At 63.3% G+C, this 16,475-nt stretch carries 17 protein-coding genes and 1 riboswitch; of the genes, 6 read left to right on the plus strand and 11 right to left on the minus strand.

The window, feature by feature from the left end; all coding sequences use genetic code 11:
- The 3 genes from Q8K05_RS04120 to cbpB form a co-directional block, all read left to right on the plus strand.
- The coding region (locus Q8K05_RS04120; protein ID WP_305245255.1) for a hydantoinase B/oxoprolinase family protein at nt 1-1,518 on the plus strand (1,518 nt) is incomplete at its 5' end.
- A 92-nt stretch (nt 1,519-1,610) separates the two neighbouring features.
- Nucleotides 1,611-1,800, plus strand: a riboswitch (cobalamin riboswitch).
- An 80-nt stretch (nt 1,801-1,880) separates the two neighbouring features.
- On the plus strand, nt 1,881-2,048 hold the full coding sequence (gene cbpA / locus Q8K05_RS04125; protein ID WP_305245256.1) for a modified peptide precursor CbpA: 168 nt from the start codon (nt 1,881-1,883) through the stop codon (nt 2,046-2,048).
- A complete protein-coding gene (gene cbpB, locus Q8K05_RS04130) occupies nt 2,045-3,424 on the plus strand; it encodes a peptide-modifying radical SAM enzyme CbpB (RefSeq protein WP_305245257.1) in 1,380 nt (459 codons plus the stop codon). The genes cbpA and cbpB overlap by 4 nt, the downstream gene beginning before the upstream one ends.
- A 167-nt stretch (nt 3,425-3,591) precedes the next feature.
- On the opposite strand, the gene Q8K05_RS04135 is transcribed toward cbpB, so the two are convergent.
- From Q8K05_RS04135 to mtnP, 5 genes are all read right to left on the minus strand, one after another.
- Nucleotides 3,592-4,662, minus strand: a complete 1,071-nt coding sequence (locus Q8K05_RS04135; RefSeq protein ID WP_305245258.1) for a methyltransferase domain-containing protein — start codon at nt 4,660-4,662, stop codon at nt 3,592-3,594.
- Nucleotides 4,663-4,743: 81 nt separating this feature from the next.
- Nucleotides 4,744-5,352, minus strand: coding sequence for a TIGR04282 family arsenosugar biosynthesis glycosyltransferase (locus Q8K05_RS04140; RefSeq protein ID WP_305245259.1), 609 nt, complete (start codon nt 5,350-5,352; stop codon nt 4,744-4,746).
- A gap of 10 nt (nt 5,353-5,362) precedes the next feature.
- Nucleotides 5,363-6,046 carry a TIGR04283 family arsenosugar biosynthesis glycosyltransferase gene (locus Q8K05_RS04145; RefSeq protein ID WP_305245260.1) on the minus strand — a complete coding sequence of 228 codons (684 nt, stop codon included), beginning with the start codon at nt 6,044-6,046 and terminating at the stop codon, nt 5,363-5,365.
- Between the two features lie 7 nt (nt 6,047-6,053).
- On the minus strand, nt 6,054-7,016 hold the full coding sequence (gene arsS, locus Q8K05_RS04150) for an arsenosugar biosynthesis radical SAM (seleno)protein ArsS (RefSeq protein WP_305245261.1): 963 nt from the start codon (nt 7,014-7,016) through the stop codon (nt 6,054-6,056).
- A 23-nt stretch (nt 7,017-7,039) separates the two neighbouring features.
- On the minus strand, nt 7,040-7,918 hold the full coding sequence (gene mtnP, locus Q8K05_RS04155; protein WP_305245262.1) for an S-methyl-5'-thioadenosine phosphorylase: 879 nt from the start codon (nt 7,916-7,918) through the stop codon (nt 7,040-7,042).
- Nucleotides 7,919-8,149: 231 nt separating this feature from the next.
- Here mtnP and Q8K05_RS04160 point away from each other — a divergent pair, with 231 nt between their 5' ends.
- From Q8K05_RS04160 to Q8K05_RS04170, 3 genes are read left to right on the plus strand one after another with little or no spacing between them, the layout of a single operon-like run.
- Complete coding sequence (locus Q8K05_RS04160) at nt 8,150-10,312, plus strand: FAD-dependent oxidoreductase (RefSeq protein ID WP_305245263.1); 2,163 nt, start codon at nt 8,150-8,152, stop codon at nt 10,310-10,312.
- A gap of 43 nt (nt 10,313-10,355) precedes the next feature.
- Nucleotides 10,356-10,502, plus strand: coding sequence for a hypothetical protein (locus Q8K05_RS04165; RefSeq protein ID WP_305245264.1), 147 nt, complete (start codon nt 10,356-10,358; stop codon nt 10,500-10,502).
- On the plus strand, nt 10,499-11,683 hold the full coding sequence (locus Q8K05_RS04170; RefSeq protein ID WP_305245265.1) for an FAD-dependent oxidoreductase: 1,185 nt from the start codon (nt 10,499-10,501) through the stop codon (nt 11,681-11,683). The genes Q8K05_RS04165 and Q8K05_RS04170 overlap by 4 nt, the downstream gene beginning before the upstream one ends.
- 154 nt (nt 11,684-11,837) lie before the next feature.
- On the opposite strand, the gene Q8K05_RS04175 is transcribed toward Q8K05_RS04170, so the two are convergent.
- The 6 genes from Q8K05_RS04175 to Q8K05_RS04200 all read right to left on the minus strand — a co-directional run bounded on the left by Q8K05_RS04175 (nt 11,838) and on the right by Q8K05_RS04200 (nt 16,241).
- Nucleotides 11,838-12,317 (minus strand): helix-hairpin-helix domain-containing protein, encoded by a 480-nt coding sequence (locus Q8K05_RS04175; protein WP_305245266.1) that lies wholly within the window; start codon nt 12,315-12,317, stop codon nt 11,838-11,840.
- A gap of 113 nt (nt 12,318-12,430) precedes the next feature.
- The gene (rfaD, locus tag Q8K05_RS04180; protein WP_305245267.1) at nt 12,431-13,456 is read right to left on the minus strand and encodes an ADP-glyceromanno-heptose 6-epimerase; all 1,026 of its coding nucleotides are present in this window, start codon (nt 13,454-13,456) and stop codon (nt 12,431-12,433) included.
- 17 nt (nt 13,457-13,473) lie between these two features.
- Entirely contained in the window at nt 13,474-14,409 is a 936-nt protein-coding gene (rfaE1, locus tag Q8K05_RS04185; RefSeq protein WP_305245268.1) for a D-glycero-beta-D-manno-heptose-7-phosphate kinase, read from the minus strand.
- A gap of 22 nt (nt 14,410-14,431) precedes the next feature.
- Nucleotides 14,432-15,577: a lipopolysaccharide assembly protein LapB gene (lapB, locus tag Q8K05_RS04190; protein ID WP_305245269.1), complete on the minus strand. Its 1,146-nt coding sequence runs from the start codon at nt 15,575-15,577 to the stop codon at nt 14,432-14,434.
- The gene (locus Q8K05_RS04195; RefSeq protein ID WP_305245270.1) at nt 15,567-15,863 is read right to left on the minus strand and encodes a lipopolysaccharide assembly LapA domain-containing protein; all 297 of its coding nucleotides are present in this window, start codon (nt 15,861-15,863) and stop codon (nt 15,567-15,569) included. Before Q8K05_RS04195 ends, lapB begins: the two co-directional genes overlap by 11 nt.
- A gap of 63 nt (nt 15,864-15,926) precedes the next feature.
- Complete coding sequence (locus tag Q8K05_RS04200; RefSeq protein WP_305245271.1) at nt 15,927-16,241, minus strand: integration host factor subunit beta; 315 nt, start codon at nt 16,239-16,241, stop codon at nt 15,927-15,929.
- Between the last annotated feature and the right edge of the window lie 234 nt (nt 16,242-16,475).

Raw genomic sequence — 16,475 nt, forward strand, 5'->3', positions numbered from 1 at the left:
CTGGAGGTGTTCAACAACCTCTTCATGAACATTGCCGAGCAGATGGGCCTACAGCTGCAAAACACCGCCTACTCGGTCAACATCAAGGAGCGGCTGGACTTCAGCTGCGCGCTGTTTGACACCGGGGGCAACCTGATTGCCAACGCGCCGCACATGCCGGTGCACCTGGGCTCCATGGGCGAGAGCATCAAGACCGTGATCCGCGAGAACGCGGGCCAGATGCAGCCGGGCGATGTGTACGTGTTGAACGACCCCTACCACGGCGGTACGCATTTGCCCGACATCACGGTGATCACGCCGGTTTATCTGGGCACTGCGGCGGAGCCCACGTTTTACGTCGGCTCGCGCGGCCACCATGCCGATATTGGCGGCATCACGCCGGGCTCGATGCCGCCGTTTTCCACGCGCATCGAAGAGGAAGGCGTGCAGATCAACAATGTCAAGCTGGTGGACCGCGGCGTGCTGCGCGAAGCCGAAATGGTGGCGCTGCTTGAAAGCGGCGAATACCCGTCACGCAACCCGGCCCAGAACATGGCCGACCTGAAGGCGCAGATTGCCGCCAATGAAAAAGGCGTGCAGGAACTGCGCAAGATGGTCGGGCAGTTTAGCCTGAGTGTGGTGCTGGCCTACATGCGCCATGTGCAGGACAACGCCGAAGAGTCGGTGCGCCGCGTCATCACCCGGCTGAAAGACGGCGCGTTCACGCTGCCGCTGGACAACGGTGCGCAGATCAAGGTGGCGATTCGCGTCGACACGCAAAACCGCAGCGCCGAGATCGACTTCACCGGCACCTCACCCCAGCAAACCAACAACTTCAACGCGCCGACGGCCGTGTGCATGGCTGCCGTGCTCTACGTGTTCCGCACGCTGGTCGATGACGATATTCCGCTCAATGCGGGTTGCCTCAAACCGCTCAAGGTGATCATTCCGGCAGGCTCCATGCTCAACCCGAATCCGCCGGCTTCGGTGGTAGCGGGTAATGTGGAAACCTCGACCTGCATCACCAACGCCCTTTATGGTGCCTTGGGCGTGATGGCGGCCAGCCAGTGCACGATGAACAACTTCACCTTTGGCAATGCCCGTTACCAGTATTACGAAACCATTTCGGGCGGCAGTGGCGCTGGCGAGGGCTTTAACGGCACGAGCGTGGTGCAAACCCACATGACTAATTCGCGCCTGACCGACCCGGAGGTGCTGGAGTTCCGCTTTCCGGTGCGGCTGGAGAGTTATGAGATTCGGCAGGGCTCCGGCGGTGCAGGGCGCTGGGTCGGCGGCAACGGCGGCGTGCGTCGCGTGAAATTCCTGGAACCCATGACAGCCAGCATCTTGTCGAACGGCCGCCTATATGGTGCTTTTGGCATGGCCGGCGGCCAGCCCGGTCAGGTCGGCATCAATCGTGTGCTCAGGGCCGACGGCCGCGTGGAAGCGCTCGATCACATCGGCCAGACTGAAATGCAGCCCGGCGATGTATTCGAGATTCACACGCCGGGCGGGGGAGGCTTTGGCAAACCGCTATAACGCCCGGTGAATCGGGACAGGAAGAAGCTATTTGAAGGCGGGGGGGGCTCCATCTGTTGGCAACGGTTCTGGCCCGCTCCACCCACTCGGATAGAATCCGGCCACCGTTCGGTTCGACGAAACGGAACACGGTTCAAATCCGTGGCGGGCCCGCCGCTGTAACCGGGGACGGACGCTGCAAGGTTGCAAGACCAGCCACTGACGGGGATCACCCCGGCGGGAAGGCGCAGTGATCCGGCTGATCCGGGAGCCAGAAGACGTGTCGAACCGAAGCGGAGTCCAGGCAAGGGCTCCGGCTGACGGCATGCTCGCGCGTGCCGTCAGCCGGAGCCCTTTTTGTTTTTCTTCCCGAGGAATGGATCATGACGCAAATCGCCAACACCCAGACAGCAACCCCAGCAGCAACCCCGCCCGCCGCAGCCGCCAAGGCCCAAGCCGCCGCGCCGACCATCGCCGTGCGCAAGAGCTGCAATCCCGACGGCATCGGCCTCTCGCACTATGTGCTGATGGACAGGAAGGCGGCCAAATGACGGCAGCCGCCCTGAGCCGGGCCAGCGCCGGCCCGGCGCTGGTGCCCGTGGACATCGGCCACGCTGTCTATGCGGCGGTCACCGACCCGAACACTGCCTTCTGGGCGCTGGTCGACAAGACCCGCGTCGCCGAGTCGCTGGCCGGCGGTCCGCTGCTCGACAGCTACCGCGACAAGGCCGACACCTTCGCCCGGGAGCTGCACGCATTGCGCTTCGAACTGAAACCCTCCGGCGTCTACCTGAACCCGACCGAGCGCTGCAACCTCAACTGCACCTACTGCTACCTGCCAGGCGAGCAGCGCAGCGGCGGCAGCCACATGGCGGCCGAGACGCTGATCGCCTCGCTCGCCAGGCTGCGCGACTACTTCCGCTCGGTCATGCCGCAGGGGCGCAAGCCGCGCGCCATCTTCCACGGTGCCGAGCCGCTGATGAACAAGGCCGCGGTGTTCGCCGCCATCGACGCTTTCGCCGACGACTTCGTCTTCGGTCTGCAGACCAACGGCACCTTGCTCAACGACGCGGCGGTGGAATTCCTCACCGCGCGCAACGTCAGCATCGGTCTCTCGCTTGATGGCCCCTTCGCCGACATCACCGATGCCACGCGCCGCACCTGGGGCGGCAAGAGCGTGCACGCCAAGGTGCTGGCGGCGATGGGCAAGCTCAAGGGCTACGGCTCGTGGAGCGTCATCACCACCTGCACCACCGAAAACCTGCCTCACCTGACGCAGATGGTCGAACTCTTCCACGCCAACGAAGTGCCGACCTGCATGCTCAACACGGTGCGCTGCACCCTGCCCGGCGCACGCGGCGTCAAGCCGGCGGATGGCGACATGGCCAGGGCTTTCTTTGCGGCCATGGACCGCACGCACGAGCTTTACCGTGAAACGGGGCGCAAGCTCGTGGTCGCCAACTTTGCCAACATCCTCATCGGCATCCTGGCGCCGACGGCGCGGCGGCTGATGTGCGACATCTCGCCCTGCGGCGGCGGCCGCGCCTTCTTCGCACTGGCGGCAGACGGCGGCCTCTACCCGTGCAGCGAGTTCATCGGCCTGCCAAGCTTCAACGGCGGCAATCTGCTGGCCGAAGGCGGCGTTGAAGCGGCGCTGGCCTCCGCAGCGTTCCAGACCGTGATTGAGCGCGATGTCGACACCTTCAGCCCCTGCAACGAATGCGCGATTCGCCATTTCTGCGGCTCGCCCTGCCCGGCCGAGGCGCACGAAATGAACGGCGGCATGGAGAAGACCGGCGCCTTCTGCGAGTTCTACAAGGAGCAGGTCAACTACGCCCTGCGCCTGATTGCCGACGGCAAGGCCGACGACTACCTGTGGGACGGGTGGGACGAGGACACCGAGACGGTGTTCGATCTGGCGATGTAGACCAACTCGCGCCTGACCGACCCCGGGGTGCGGGCGTTCCGCTTCCCGGTCCGGCCTCGACGATGGTGTCACGCTGGCCAGCCCGAATGTGATGATGCTGGACCTGCCCGGCGGCTACCCGCAGTTCACCATGCGGACCTCGGCGTGACCGACCTGATTGCATTGAATCAGCAGCAAGCGCCCGGACCACAGACCCCGGGCGCCGTGCCTTGAGGCCCATCAAACGGCAGGCTGCTGCCGCAGCCTTCAAAAATGCCGTAGTGGGTGTCGAAGTTGCCGATGAAGGTGAAGTGCGGTGCAAAGCGGGTGCCGTGCAGCATGTGCCAGGTGTTGCCGCAGACTGGGAAAACCTTGCCGGTCTGGATGTCGTGGTGCTTGTCGAGCACAAAGCGGCCCGTCTGCCCGGGGATGCTGCCCTGGTAGATGACGGCTTGCCCGTAGTCTTCGCAGGCCGATTCGAGCGCCGCGAGCTTGAACAGGCGGTAGGTGGCCGAGAAAAAACGCAGGTTGCCGGTGCGCGCGGCCAGTTGCGGGTCGGTAATTTCCAGGGGCCGGTCTTCCGTGAGGCGGGGGTCGGCAAAGCCGTGGCGCTGGGCCAGGCGCACAAAGTCGTTCCAGTAGAGCGCGCCGCCCAGGCATTCGCCGTAGAGCACCGGGTCGTTCTTCACGGCCACCGGCACGCGGCGGTCGGCATACACATCGGAAAAGTAAAACTCGCCGCCGGGCTTGAGCAGGCGCTGCACGCCGGCCAGCACAGCGTCCTTGTCGGGCGAGAGGTTGACCACGCAGTTGGAGACGATCACGTCAAAGCTGGCGGGCGCCAGACCCAGCTCGTCGAGCCGCTCGATGTAGCCGTGCAAAAACCGCACATTGCTGTAGCCAAACACCCCGGCATGGTGGGCCTGGTGCGCGCGAGCCACGGCCAGCTGTTCATCGGTCATGTCCACGCCGACCACTTCACCGCTGGGGCCGACCAGTTGCGCCAGCGCATACACGTCGCGGCCCGAGCCGCAGCCCAGATCGAGCACGCGGCAGCCTTCGAGCAGCGGCGGGCAGACCAGGCCGCAGCCGTAGTAGCGCGACAGTACCTCGGGGTGGATGCGCGCGAGCAAGGGTTTGAGCCACTCCGGCATGCTGCTCACGTCGCAGCAGGCGCTGGTCTTGAGGTCAGCCGTGCCCTGCAGCTGGCGGCCGTAGTAGTCGGTCACGAGTTCGTAGGTGGTGTCGTTGGTTTGCATGGTGGTTATTTTCGTGTCCGTGTTTTTGAAGTTGCTATTTAATATATAGCAAACTAAGTCCGTATCTATTGGGCTAGAAGCCTATTTTTCTTGAAAATAGAGGGGCAGGTGGGTCAGGTCGGCGGCCTCGTCAATGTCGTGCAGCGTGGGCCCTTGCCACACGCGCAGGTCACGCGCTGCCATGCGTCGCTGCGTTTCTGCGGCGACCGCGGACGTGCTCCATGGCATGTCGGTAAAGAGTTCCGGGCAGGGCGCTTTCAGGCCGATCAGGATGTAGCCGCCGTCGGCCACGGGAAGCAGCACCGCGTCATGCTGCGCCAGTTGCCGGGCGGCCTCGGCGAGGTGCGTGGCTGTCAGCGCCGGGCAGTCGGTACCAAAAAGCAGGACGGATTGCCGCTGCCGGGTGATGCGGGCCACGGCGCTGGCCATGCGCTGGCCCAGGTCGCCCTCGCCCTGGGCCGTGCACGCCACGGCAGTGGGAAGCGCCACGCTTTGCCAGGCCGCATCCCCCGGTGCCGGGCTCATGCACAGTTCAACCGGTCCGACGCCGGCGGCCAGCGCCTGCTGCAGCGTGTGGCTGAGCATGCGGCGCGCCAGTCCCGCGGCACCCTCGGCCCCTAGCGCCGGGATCAGCCGGGTTTTGACGGTGCCTGGCTGCGGAGCCTTGGCAAAAATCACGAGTCTGGTCATGCGCCTGCCTTCACTGGTACAGCTTGGCCAGCCGCTCGGGCGCCGCGCCGCGCCAGTAGGCAAAACGCAGTCGCCACATCAGCAGTAGGGTAGAGCACACACCGCGCGTTTCCCAGCGCCGGCCCGAGGTTACTGCCCGTGCGCGCAGGCAGGCTGGGCCTGACAGTTTCAGCAGCCGCGCAGACATCGCGATGTCTTCCATCAGCGGCTGGGCCGCAAAGCCGCCCACGGCGTCAAACGCGGTGCGAGTCATGAATACCGCCTGGTCGCCGGTGGCGATGCCGGTCCAGCGCGAGCGCAGGTTCATGAACGCGGCAATCACGCGCAAGAATTTTGGCCGACCCTCAATGCGCACATCAAAACGGCCCCAGACCTGCGGACCCGCCGCGAGTGCCTGCTCGATCAAGCTGTCGGCGTGGGGTGGAAGTTGCGTGTCGGCATGCAGAAACAGCAATATGTCGCCGGTGGCCTGCTGCGCGCCCGCATTCATTTGCAGCGCGCGTCCATGCGGCGCGTGGATGACCTGCACGCCGCCCGCCTGCGCCAGCGCGACCGTGTCATCGGTGCTGCCGCCATCGGCCACCACGACCTGCGCACCGCGCGCCACCAGTGGCGCCAGCGCCCGCAGCGCGGCCGCCATGCCTGCGGCCTCGTTCAGCACGGGAATAATCACGGACAGGCGGGCGAACGTCATGGCGCGCTCAGTGTTCCAGCGCGCCGCCGCAGCTGCTGCCCTGACCGGCGGTGCAGCCGTAGCAGTGGCCCGCCACGCGTATGGCTTGGTCGTCCAGGCTGATTTTGAGCAAATCACGCAGGTGGCGCTTGAGCCCGGTTGCGCCCAGCGGCAGGCCCAGCTGCTGGTTGAAATCGCAGTCCGACAACCAGCCCTGCCAGTCCACGCTGACGGTGCTCCGGCACATCACGCCCGCCAGGTTTTGTGGCTGATAGCTGTTCTTGAGCAAGTCCATGTACGTTTCAAATGTGCCCTTGGACACCAGCGTGGAGCCAAAGCGCTGGATCGGCATGTTGGTCAGGGCAAACAGCTCGTTAAAGACGATGCCGAAGTGGGCCAGCAACTCGCGCTTGTAGTCGGCCTGCAGCGCCTGCTGGTCGGGCGGCAGCGACGCGCCTTGCGGGTTGTACACCAGGTTCAGCACCAGGCCGGAGCCGGCCTGTCCGTAGCCCAGCGCATTGAGCTGCCTGAGCGCGGCAATGCTCAGGTCAAACACGCCATCGCCGCGCTGCTTGTCGACATTGGTGGCCGAATAGCAGGGCATGGATGCGACGATTTCGACCTGCTGCTCGGCCAGAAATGCCGCCAGTCCGTCTTGCCCGGGTTCAAACAAAATTGTCAGGTTGCAGCGGTCCATTACCCGCACACTCTGCGCCCGCGCGGCACGCACCAGATCACGAAAGCCCGCGTGCAGCTCGGGCGCGCCGCCGGTCAGGTCCAGCGTGCCCAGTCCGCGCGCCGCCAGCACCTGCGGGATCAGCGCCAGCGTGGCCGCGTCCATCATTTCGGTGCGGTTAGGGCTGGCGTTGACGTGGCAGTGCACGCAGCGCTGGTTGCACTTGTAGCCCAGGTTGACTTGCGGGGTGTCCAGCCGCGTGCGGCGGATGGCGGGGAATCTGGTTTTTTCGAGCAGGGGAAGGGTGTCGTGCATAAGGATGGGTCCGTCCGGAAAATTCAGCCGAGCAGCGCGGCCAGCCGCGCGCGAACCTCGGGCGCCATGGCGTCGGGTTGGGTCACCAGCGCATTTTTCAGCGCGCTGTGCGCCTCGCTGGCGGGCTGCTCGGCGCCCAGCAGGCGGATCGCTTCGGCCGCCACCTGTTGCGCGCGACCGGCATTCTTGAACAGATTGGCCAGCGCCATGTCGGCCGTCACATGCGCTTCGCGCGGGTGCCAGCAGTCGAAGTCGGTCACCAGGGCCAGCGTGGTGTAGGCGATTTGCGCCTCGCGCGCCAGTTTGGCCTCGGGCATGTTGGTCATGCCGATCACGCCGCCGCCCATGCTGCGGTACCAGTTCGATTCAGCGAGGCTGGAAAACTGCGGGCCCTCGATGCAGACGTAGGTGCCGCCTTGGTGCAGCGTCACGCCGTGGCCGGGTGCTTGTGCACCGAGCACGTTGCGCACGGCGCGCGCCAGCACTGCGGCCGCCGCCAGGCACACGGGTTGGGCCATCGACACATGGGCCACCGCGCCCTGGCCGAAAAAGCTGCTCTCACGGCGTTTGGTCAGGTCGATGAACTGGTCGGGCAGCACCATGTCGAGCGGCTTGAAGTCCTCGCGCAGTGAGCCCACGGCCGACACCGACAGCAGGTAGCGCACGCCCAGCTGCTTCATGGCGTGAATGTTGGCGCGGTAGGGCACTTCAAAGGGCAGCAGGCGATGGCCCCTGGCGTGCCTGGCCAGAAATGCCACCGGCACGTCATGCACGCGGCCCGTCACCAGTACGTCCGAGGGCGCGCCAAACGGCGTGCTCATCACATACTCCTGTGCGCCCTCCAATGCATCCATTTGGTAAAGGCCGCTGCCTCCGATGATGCCGACCAATGCCTGGTTCATGCTGATAGGTTCTTTCCTGAAGTTAGACTGAATGACGGCCCAAACAGTGGCAGCGGCCGTCAATGCTTGATTTTGTGTGAATTTTGCAGAAAGCGGCCATGACCCGACCCGAAGTCCCTTTGCTTTGTTGGTCGGTGGCGGGGGCTTTTTCTTACAGTGCGCAAGGCGGGTTTTGTAAGAATGGCGGCCCCGGTCCGACTGACGTCAAAGAACAACCCCCCAAGGACCTTCGTGAATTTACGCAAACTCATCATCGCCGTGCTGCTGCTGGCAGGCATCGCCGCTTTTTTTGCGCTGGATCTGGGGCGCTATTTCAGCCTTGCTTTTCTGAAGGAAAGCCAGGCTTCGTTCACGGCGCTTTTCAATCAGCGGCCGGTGATGGTGGCACTGGTCTTTTTTGCCGTGTACGTGGCTGTCACCGCGCTGTCCTTGCCGGGCGCCGCCATCATGACGCTGGCGGGCGGCGCCAGCTTCGGCCTGGTCTGGGGCACCGTCGTGGTGTCCTTCGCCTCCACGGTGGGCGCCACGCTGGCCATGCTGGTGGCGCGCTACCTGCTGCGGGATGCGATTCAGGCGCGTTTCGGCCCGCGCCTGGACGAGGTGAACAAGGGCATCGAGAAAGAGGGCGCGTTCTATCTTTTTTCACTGCGGCTGATTCCCGTGGTGCCGTTTTTTGCGCTCAACCTGCTGATGGGCCTGACGCGCATCAAGACCTGGACCTACTTCTGGGTCAGCCAGCTCGGCATGTTTGCGGGCACCGTGGCTTATGTGAACGCGGGCACGCAAATTGCCAAAATCGACTCGCTCCAGTCCATCCTCTCGCCGGGGCTGATCGGCTCCTTCGTGCTGCTGGGCTTGCTGCCGCTGGCGGTCAACAAGGCGCTGGGTTTCTTCAAGCGCCGCAAGGTCTATGCGCGCTGGAACGCCGTGCGCCCGGCCCGCTTTGACCGCAACCTCGTCGTGATTGGCGCCGGTGCGGGCGGGCTGGTGTCGGCCTATATTGCTGCCGTGGTCAAGGCCAAAGTGACGCTGGTGGAAGCCCACAAGATGGGCGGCGACTGCCTGAACTACGGCTGCGTGCCGTCCAAGGCACTGATCCGCAGCGCCAAACTGGCGCACCAGATGCAGCACGGCGCCAATTACGGACTGACAGACAGCACGCCGTCTTTCAGCTTCAAGGCGGTGATGCAACGGGTGCATGACGTGATCAGCGCCATCGCGCCGCACGACAGCGTGGAGCGTTACACCGGCCTGGGGGTCGAGGTGCTGCAGGGCCATGCCCGCATCGTCAATCCGTGGACGGTGGAGATTGCGCTGAACGGCGGTGGCACGCAATTGCTGACCACGCGCAGCATCGTGATTGCTGCGGGCGCCCGGCCGGTGGTGCCGCCGCTGCCCGGTTTGGCAGACGTGGGCTACGTGACCAGCGACACGCTGTGGGACGCGTTTGCCCAGCTCGACGAAGTGCCCAAACGCCTGGTGGTGCTGGGCGGCGGCCCGATTGGCTGCGAGCTGGCGCAGGCCTTTGCGCGGCTGGGCGTGCAGGTCACGCAGGTGGAAATGGCGCCGCGCCTGATGGGCCGCGAAGACGAGGAAGTCTCTGAACTGGCGCGCGAGGCGCTGGCCGCCGACGGCGTGCAGGTGCTGACCGGCCACAAGGCGCTGCGCTGCGAGAAACCGGGCGGCGTCAAAACCCTGGTCGTCGAGCACCAGGGCGTTGAAAAGCGCGTTGAATTCGACCAGCTCATTTGCGCCGTCGGCCGCGTGGCGCGACTGACGGGCTACGGGCTGGAAGAACTCGGCATCCCGACGCAGCGCACGGTGCCAACCAATGACTACCTGCAGACGATTTACCCCAACATCTACGCGGCGGGCGACGTGGCCGGGCCTTACCAGTTCACCCATGTGGCGGCGCATCAGGCGTGGTATGCGGCGGTCAATGCGCTGTTTGGCGAGTTCAGGCTGTTCAAGGCCGATTACGCGGTGATTCCCTGGACCACCTTCATTGACCCGGAAGTCGCGCGCGTGGGGCTCAACGAGCTGGAGGCGAAGGAAAAAGGCGTGGCCTACGAGGTCACGAAATACGGCATCGACGATCTGGACCGCGCCATTGCCGACAGCGAGGCGCGCGGTTTTGTGAAAGTACTCACGGTGCCGGGCAAGGACACCATACTGGGCGCCACGATTGTCGGCACCCATGCCGGCGACTTGCTGGCCGAGTATGTGCTGGCGATGCGGCACGGGCTGGGGCTGAACAAGATTCTCTCGACCATCCACACCTACCCGACGCTGTCCGAGGCCAATAAATACGCGGCCGGTGAATGGAAGCGGGCGCACCAGCCCAGGCGCCTGCTTGAATGGGTGCGCAAGTACCACGACTGGAAACGGGGTTGAGATGATGCGGAATCACCCGGTCCAGCGCCATTTTGCTATTGAAATGATAGCTGCTTTCGTCCTTTGCGCGGGCGTCAGTGCGGTTTTTGCGCAGCCTGCCGTGCCGGAAGCGGTGCTGGTGGGCGCTGATGCAGACAATACCGGTGGTTACAGTCTGGGCTATGTCGACGATGTCACACTCTCCCCATGACTTCGACCCATAAATCGACCCACAATTTAGCCATTGATTCAAGTATTACCGCCAGCCCCAACCTGAAGCATCTTGTCCTGCTGGGCGCGGGTCATGCCCATGTGCATGTCTTGCACAGCCTGGCTCAAAGCCGGCCGGCCAACCTCAGCATTACCGTCGTCGCGCCGTACCCGCGTCAGCTGTACTCCGGCATGGTGCCGGGCTTTGTGGCCGGGCATTACACGCTGGAGCAGTGCGTTATTCCTCTGGAGCGGCTGCTTTTGCGCTGCGGTGCACGCTACATCCAGAGCAGCGGTATCGCGATCGACGCCGACAAGCAAACCGTCATGCTGGCCAACGGCGAGACCGTGGCCTACGACTGGCTGAGCGTGAACACCGGTCCGGTGATGGACCGCGAGAAGATCGAGGAACAGATGCCCGGTGCGCGCGAGCACGCGCTGTTTGTGCGTCCCATCGAAGCCTTTGGCCAGCTCTGGCCTCAGGTGGCCGCCTTGGGACAGAGCCGTGCCATTCACCTGGCAGTGGTGGGCGCGGGCGCGGCCGGGCTGGAGCTGGCCATGGCGGCGGCGCATGCCCTGCAAGGGCCTTTGTACCCGCCAGGCAGCCGCGTGACGCTGGTGACCGGTGGCCTGGCACCAGCGCAGAACTACCCAGACGGGGCGCAGGCCCGGGTGCTGCAGGCCCTGCAGCGCCTGAACATCACGGTGCTGGCCGATGCCTGCGTGGGCGTGGGCCTGGGCGAGATCATGTTGGCCAGCGGCGCGCGGCTGGCCTGTGATGCCCCGCTGATGGCCGTGGGCGCGCAGGCACCGGCCTGGCTGGCTGGCAGCGGGCTGACACTCGATATCGCCGGCTTTGTGGCCGTCAACCGTTTTCAGCAAAGCACCAGCCACCCGCAGGTTTTTGCTGTTGGCGACGTGGCCAGCCGCGTCGATTCACCGCATCCGCGCAGCGGCGTGTATGCGGTGCATGCCGGTCCGCCGCTGCTGGCCAACTTGCGCGCCGCGCTGCAGGCCCAAGCCCTTCAAGCTTATCCGCCGCCCAGGCGCACGCTGAACCTTCTGTCCTGCGGCGGCGGTTACGCGATCGCGGTGTGGGGTGGTTTCAGTGTCGAAGGGCGCTGGGTCTGGCGCTGGAAGGACCGCATCGACCGCCAGTTTGTGGCCAGGTACAGCCAGTGAGTGTTCAGGGCCTTGGGCTGGTTTAGTCGCTGAGCAGGTGGTTAATTGCTATTAAAAACATAGCGTAAAAATACCGTGGATATTGGGTTACAGCCATAAATGACCATAAAAAACCCGCTTTCTTGCGGGTTTTTTATGAGGGCAGGGGCGGGCCTTATTTTTTGGCCGCGCTGGCTGCCGGTTTGGCTGCGTCGGTTTTAGGCGTCACGGCAGCTTTGACATCTTTTGCGGTATCTTTCACCGCATCCTTGGTGCTGACAGCGGCGCCCTTGACGGCGTCCTTGGTGGCCACGGCCGCATCCTTGGCTTTTTCGGTCAGTGGCTTGTCGGTTTTCTTGGCGCCAGCTTTGGCTTGTGCTGCGCTGGGGCCCTGGTAGCTGGCGCCTGCGACCGTCAGGCCTTCAGCTGAAAACTTGGCGGCACTTTTGTCGCCCACACCTTTCACGCGCGTCACGAAGTCGTCCCAATTCTTGAATTCGCCTTTTTTGCGTTCGGAAATAATCAGCTTGGTGGTGACAGGGCCGATGCCCTTGATGCCGTCGAGCTCTGCTTCCGTGGCTTTGTTGACGTCAACCGCCGCAAATGCGGCGACCAGGGACATGGCGGCGAAAAACGCCAGGATTTTTTTGAACATGAAAAAAACTCCTCAAAGATTAAATCGAACTAGCTGGGTGGTGCGTCCTTGTAAATAAGGATGCCCCTGCCAATAACGGCCCAATTTCAGGCTGGGTTGACCCGCCAGCAGCGCTATTTGATGGGGAAACCCTGGCTTTTGGCGCCGCTCAGCCACTGCATGTAAGCGGTCACCCCTGTCTGGACGTCAGCAAAGCGATGGTCGCAGCCTGCTGCACGCAGGGTGCTCAGGTCGGCCTGCGTGTAGCTTTGGTACTTGCCCACCAGCGCCGGAGGAAAGCTGATGTAGTCGATCAGGCCGCCGCGTGCGGCATCTTCAAGGCTCAGCGGCTCGGCATTCTGGTTGGCGCGCAAGGTATTGATGACGGCCATGGCGACATCATTGAAGGGCTGTGCCCGGCCGGTGCCGAGGTTGAAAATGCCCGACTTTTCGGGATGGTCGAAAAACCAGAGGTTGACGGCCACGACATCGTCAATGAAGACAAAGTCACGCATCTGGCCGCCAGCGCCGTAGCCGCCGTATTCGCCAAAGAGCTTGACCTTGCCTTCGGAGTGAAACTGGTTGAACTGGTGAAAAGCCACGCTGGCCATGCGGCCCTTGTGCTGTTCGCGCGGGCCGTAGACGTTGAAATACCTGAATCCGGCCACCTGTGTCGATGCAGTTTCAAATTTGGCGCCGAGTTCGCGCCGCATGCGCTGGTCAAAAAGCAGTTTGGAGTAGCCGTAAACGTTGAGCGGCTTTTCGAACTCGGGGGATTCGCTGAAGGTGTCGGAGCCGCCGTAGGTGGCGGCTGACGACGCGTACAGCAGGCGGGTGCGCTGCGCCTGGCAGGCCCGGAACAGCTTGCAGGACAGGGTGTAGTTGTTGTCCATCATGTACTTGCCATCAAGCTCCATGGTGTCGCTGCAGGCGCCCTCGTGAAACACCGCCTCGACGTGGCCGTAAGCGCCTTCTGCAAACAGGTCATAAAAATCATTGGCGTCCACGTAATCCGCAATGTTCAGATCGGCCAGATTGCGGAATTTGTCGCCTTCGCTCAGGTCATCGACGGCAATGATATTGTCGATGCCGCGGGCGTTAAGCCCTTTGACAATGTTGCTGCCAATAAACCCGGCAGCACCGGTCACTACAATTTTCATGGGTAAATCCTCGGGGTTCAATGCGCGGCAAACAGTTCGCTGTGGTTGACGGTGGCGGTGCCGAACTTGCCGACCACGATGCCGCCAGCGCGGTTGGCAATTGGCACCGCGTCGCGCAGTGTCATGCCGGCCGCCGCCATGGCCGCCAGCGTGGCGATCACGGTGTCGCCGGCGCCGGTGACATCAAACACTTCTCTGGCCAACGCGGGCACATGCATCTCGCCTTGCGCGTCAAACAGGGTCATGCCTTCTTCGCTGCGGGTCAGTAGCAGGGCCTGAAGATTCAGCGAGGTGCGCAGGTTGTGCGCTTTCGCCTGCAGGTCAGCCTCATTCGTCCAGCGGCCAATCACCTGCTCCAGTTCGGCGCGGTTGGGCGTGATCACGCTGGCGTTTTTGTAGCGTGCATAGTCCGAGCCTTTGGGGTCCACCAGCACCACTTTGCCCGCAGCGCGCGCCTGGGCAATCATCAACACGATGTGCGCCAGGCCACCTTTGCCGTAGTCGGAAAACAGCACGGCGTCGTGCTGGAGATAGAGCTTTTCAAAGGTGGCGGACTGGGACGCCAGTACTTCGTTTTCGGGCGTGTTTTCAAAATCGAGGCGCAGCAGCTGCTGCTGGCGGCCAATGACGCGCAGTTTGACGGTCGTTTTGAGCTGCGGGTCGCGGCCAAAGTAGGGCGTGATGCCTGTTTGGGCCACCAGGGCTTCCAGGATGCGGCTGTCTTCATCATCCCCGACAACGCTCAGCAGGGAGGCCTGGGCGCCGAGCGTCACGATGTTGTAGGCGACGTTGGCCGCAGCGCCAATGCGCTCTTCAGTGCGCGTCACGCGCACCACGGGCACCGGTGCCTCGGGCGAGATGCGTTCGACTGCACCATACCAGTAACGGTCCAGCATGGTGTCGCCCACCACCAGAACGCGGGCCGAAGAAATGTGTTCGGGCGTTAATTGCATAGTTTATTTACAGGGTTGGGGGTTACAGCTCTTCAATGCGGCGCGCCGGGTAACTGTCCCAGGCCTGGCAGCCGGGGCAGTGCCAGAAATGCTGGGTCGCCTCAAAGCCGCATGCTGCGCAGCGATAGCGCATCAGGGGCTTGGTGGCGAGGTCGAGTGCGCGCTGCATCAGCGCGTGCTGGTGCTCGTTTTGAAGTTTCTCGCCGCCAATCCACTTGCTGGCAGCCACGAGGGACACCTGGCGCTCGAGGTGCTCCACATACCAGTGCCGGGCCAAAACCGGGTCTTTTTCCAGTTTGACGATGGCTTCCAGCACATCAATGGAGGGCGTTTGCGCATAGCTGGCTTTTAACAACGCCAGGGCGTCTGGTTGCTGCGCACTGCTCAGAGCGATATTGGCCAGCAAGCCGGCAGCCAGCGGGAAACCTTGCGGTGCAGTTTTTTCGAGCTTGAGCAAGGTTTGAAAGGCGTCCTGGGGCTGACCCAGCTGGGTTTGCAGCTTGGCAATATCAATCAGCGGCCTGGCGGAGGCGGGCGCCATGGCTGCGGCATCCATCAGGGTACTCAGCGCCTGGCCGGTATCGCCTGTGGCCGCCAACGCGCTGGCTTGTTCGCAGAGGTAATGTGCCTGCCGGGTGCTGAAACTGCCATGGCTGGAGCTGCCCAACCGGGCTGCAATTTCCGTGGCATTGCCCCAGTCGCGGGAGCGTTCATAAATGGACAGCAGCGCGAGCCGGGCCTCTTCTTCAAACGGAGTGCCCTCGAGCTTGCGCAGGGCGGTCTCGGCGCGGTCCAGCAAACCGGCCTTGAGGAAATCAAGCGCCAGCGCATGCTGTGCCCGATCGCGTTCGGGCTGGGTCAGGTCGCCGCGCGACATCAGATGCTCATGCACCCGCACGGCGCGCTCGTATTCGCCGCGGCGGCGAAACAGGTTGCCCAGGGCAAAGTGCAGCTCCGAGGTGTCGGGGTCGTTCTGCACGGCTTCAATGAAGGCATCAATGGCCTGGTCCTGCTGCTCGTTGAGCAGGAAGTTCAGGCCCTTGAAATAAGCCTTGGGTGCCTGGCGGTTCTCGATGCGCAGTTGTCTCAGGTCCAGCCGCGAGGCCAGCCAGCCCAGCGTGAAGGCGATCGGAAACCCGAGCAGAACCCAGGTGAAATCAAATTCCATGGTGCGGCATCGTGGGGTCGTCAGTCACAGTTGTCGAGGTTTCCGGAGGGGGGTAGCCCGCAGGTGAGGCGTGTGCTGCTTTGCGTTTTTTCCACCAGCGCGGCATCATCACAAATACGCCCAGTGCCAGCCCGCAAGCGAATGCAGCCAGAACAACCAGCACCAAAGGCGCTTGCCAGAAGGTGCCAAAAAAGAAATGCACTGCAACCATTTGCTGGTTATTCAGTGCAAAAGCAAATAATGTAAAAAAAATGGCTGCCTTGAGCAGCCACATCAGGTATTTCACTTGGTAATTCCTCCTGCCGGTCTGGCGATTGTAGCCAGACCACGGACGAAAAACCGGAGGTCTTTACCTGGAATCCGTGACCGTCCGCAATTCCTGGGTCCGTGCATCCACGGCTTCCCGCAATGCCTTTCCTGGCTTGAAATGGGGCACCCGCTTTTCAGGGATGGCGACACTCTCGCCCGACCGGGGATTCCGACCCATGCGGGGCGGACGCCGGTTGATGGAAAAACTGCCGAACCCCCTGATTTCAATCCGGTGACCGCGCACCAGCGCGTCGCTCATGGCATCAAGAATGGTCTTGACGGCATATTCGGCATCGCGGTGCGTCAGCTGGCTGAATCGGGCTGCCAGTTCTTCGACAAGATTGCTTCGGGTCATCCAGAGTTATCCAGTTGGGAGCAGACCACAGGGGGCGTTGCCGCCGTGTCATGAGGTCTGCCCCGCAAGGACTTTACTTCTCGCTGCTGTCCAGCTTGGCGCGCAGCAATGCGCCCAGGCTGGTCAGGCCAGCGCTTTCGCGTGACGATTGCTGGCTCAGGGAGGCCATGGCTTCCTGCTGGTCGGCATTGTCCTTGGCTTTCACCGACAGCTGGATGTTGCGGGTCTTGCGAT

The sequence above is a fragment of the Polaromonas sp. genome (assembly GCF_030682935.1).
Lineage (GTDB): Bacteria > Pseudomonadota > Gammaproteobacteria > Burkholderiales > Burkholderiaceae_C > Polaromonas.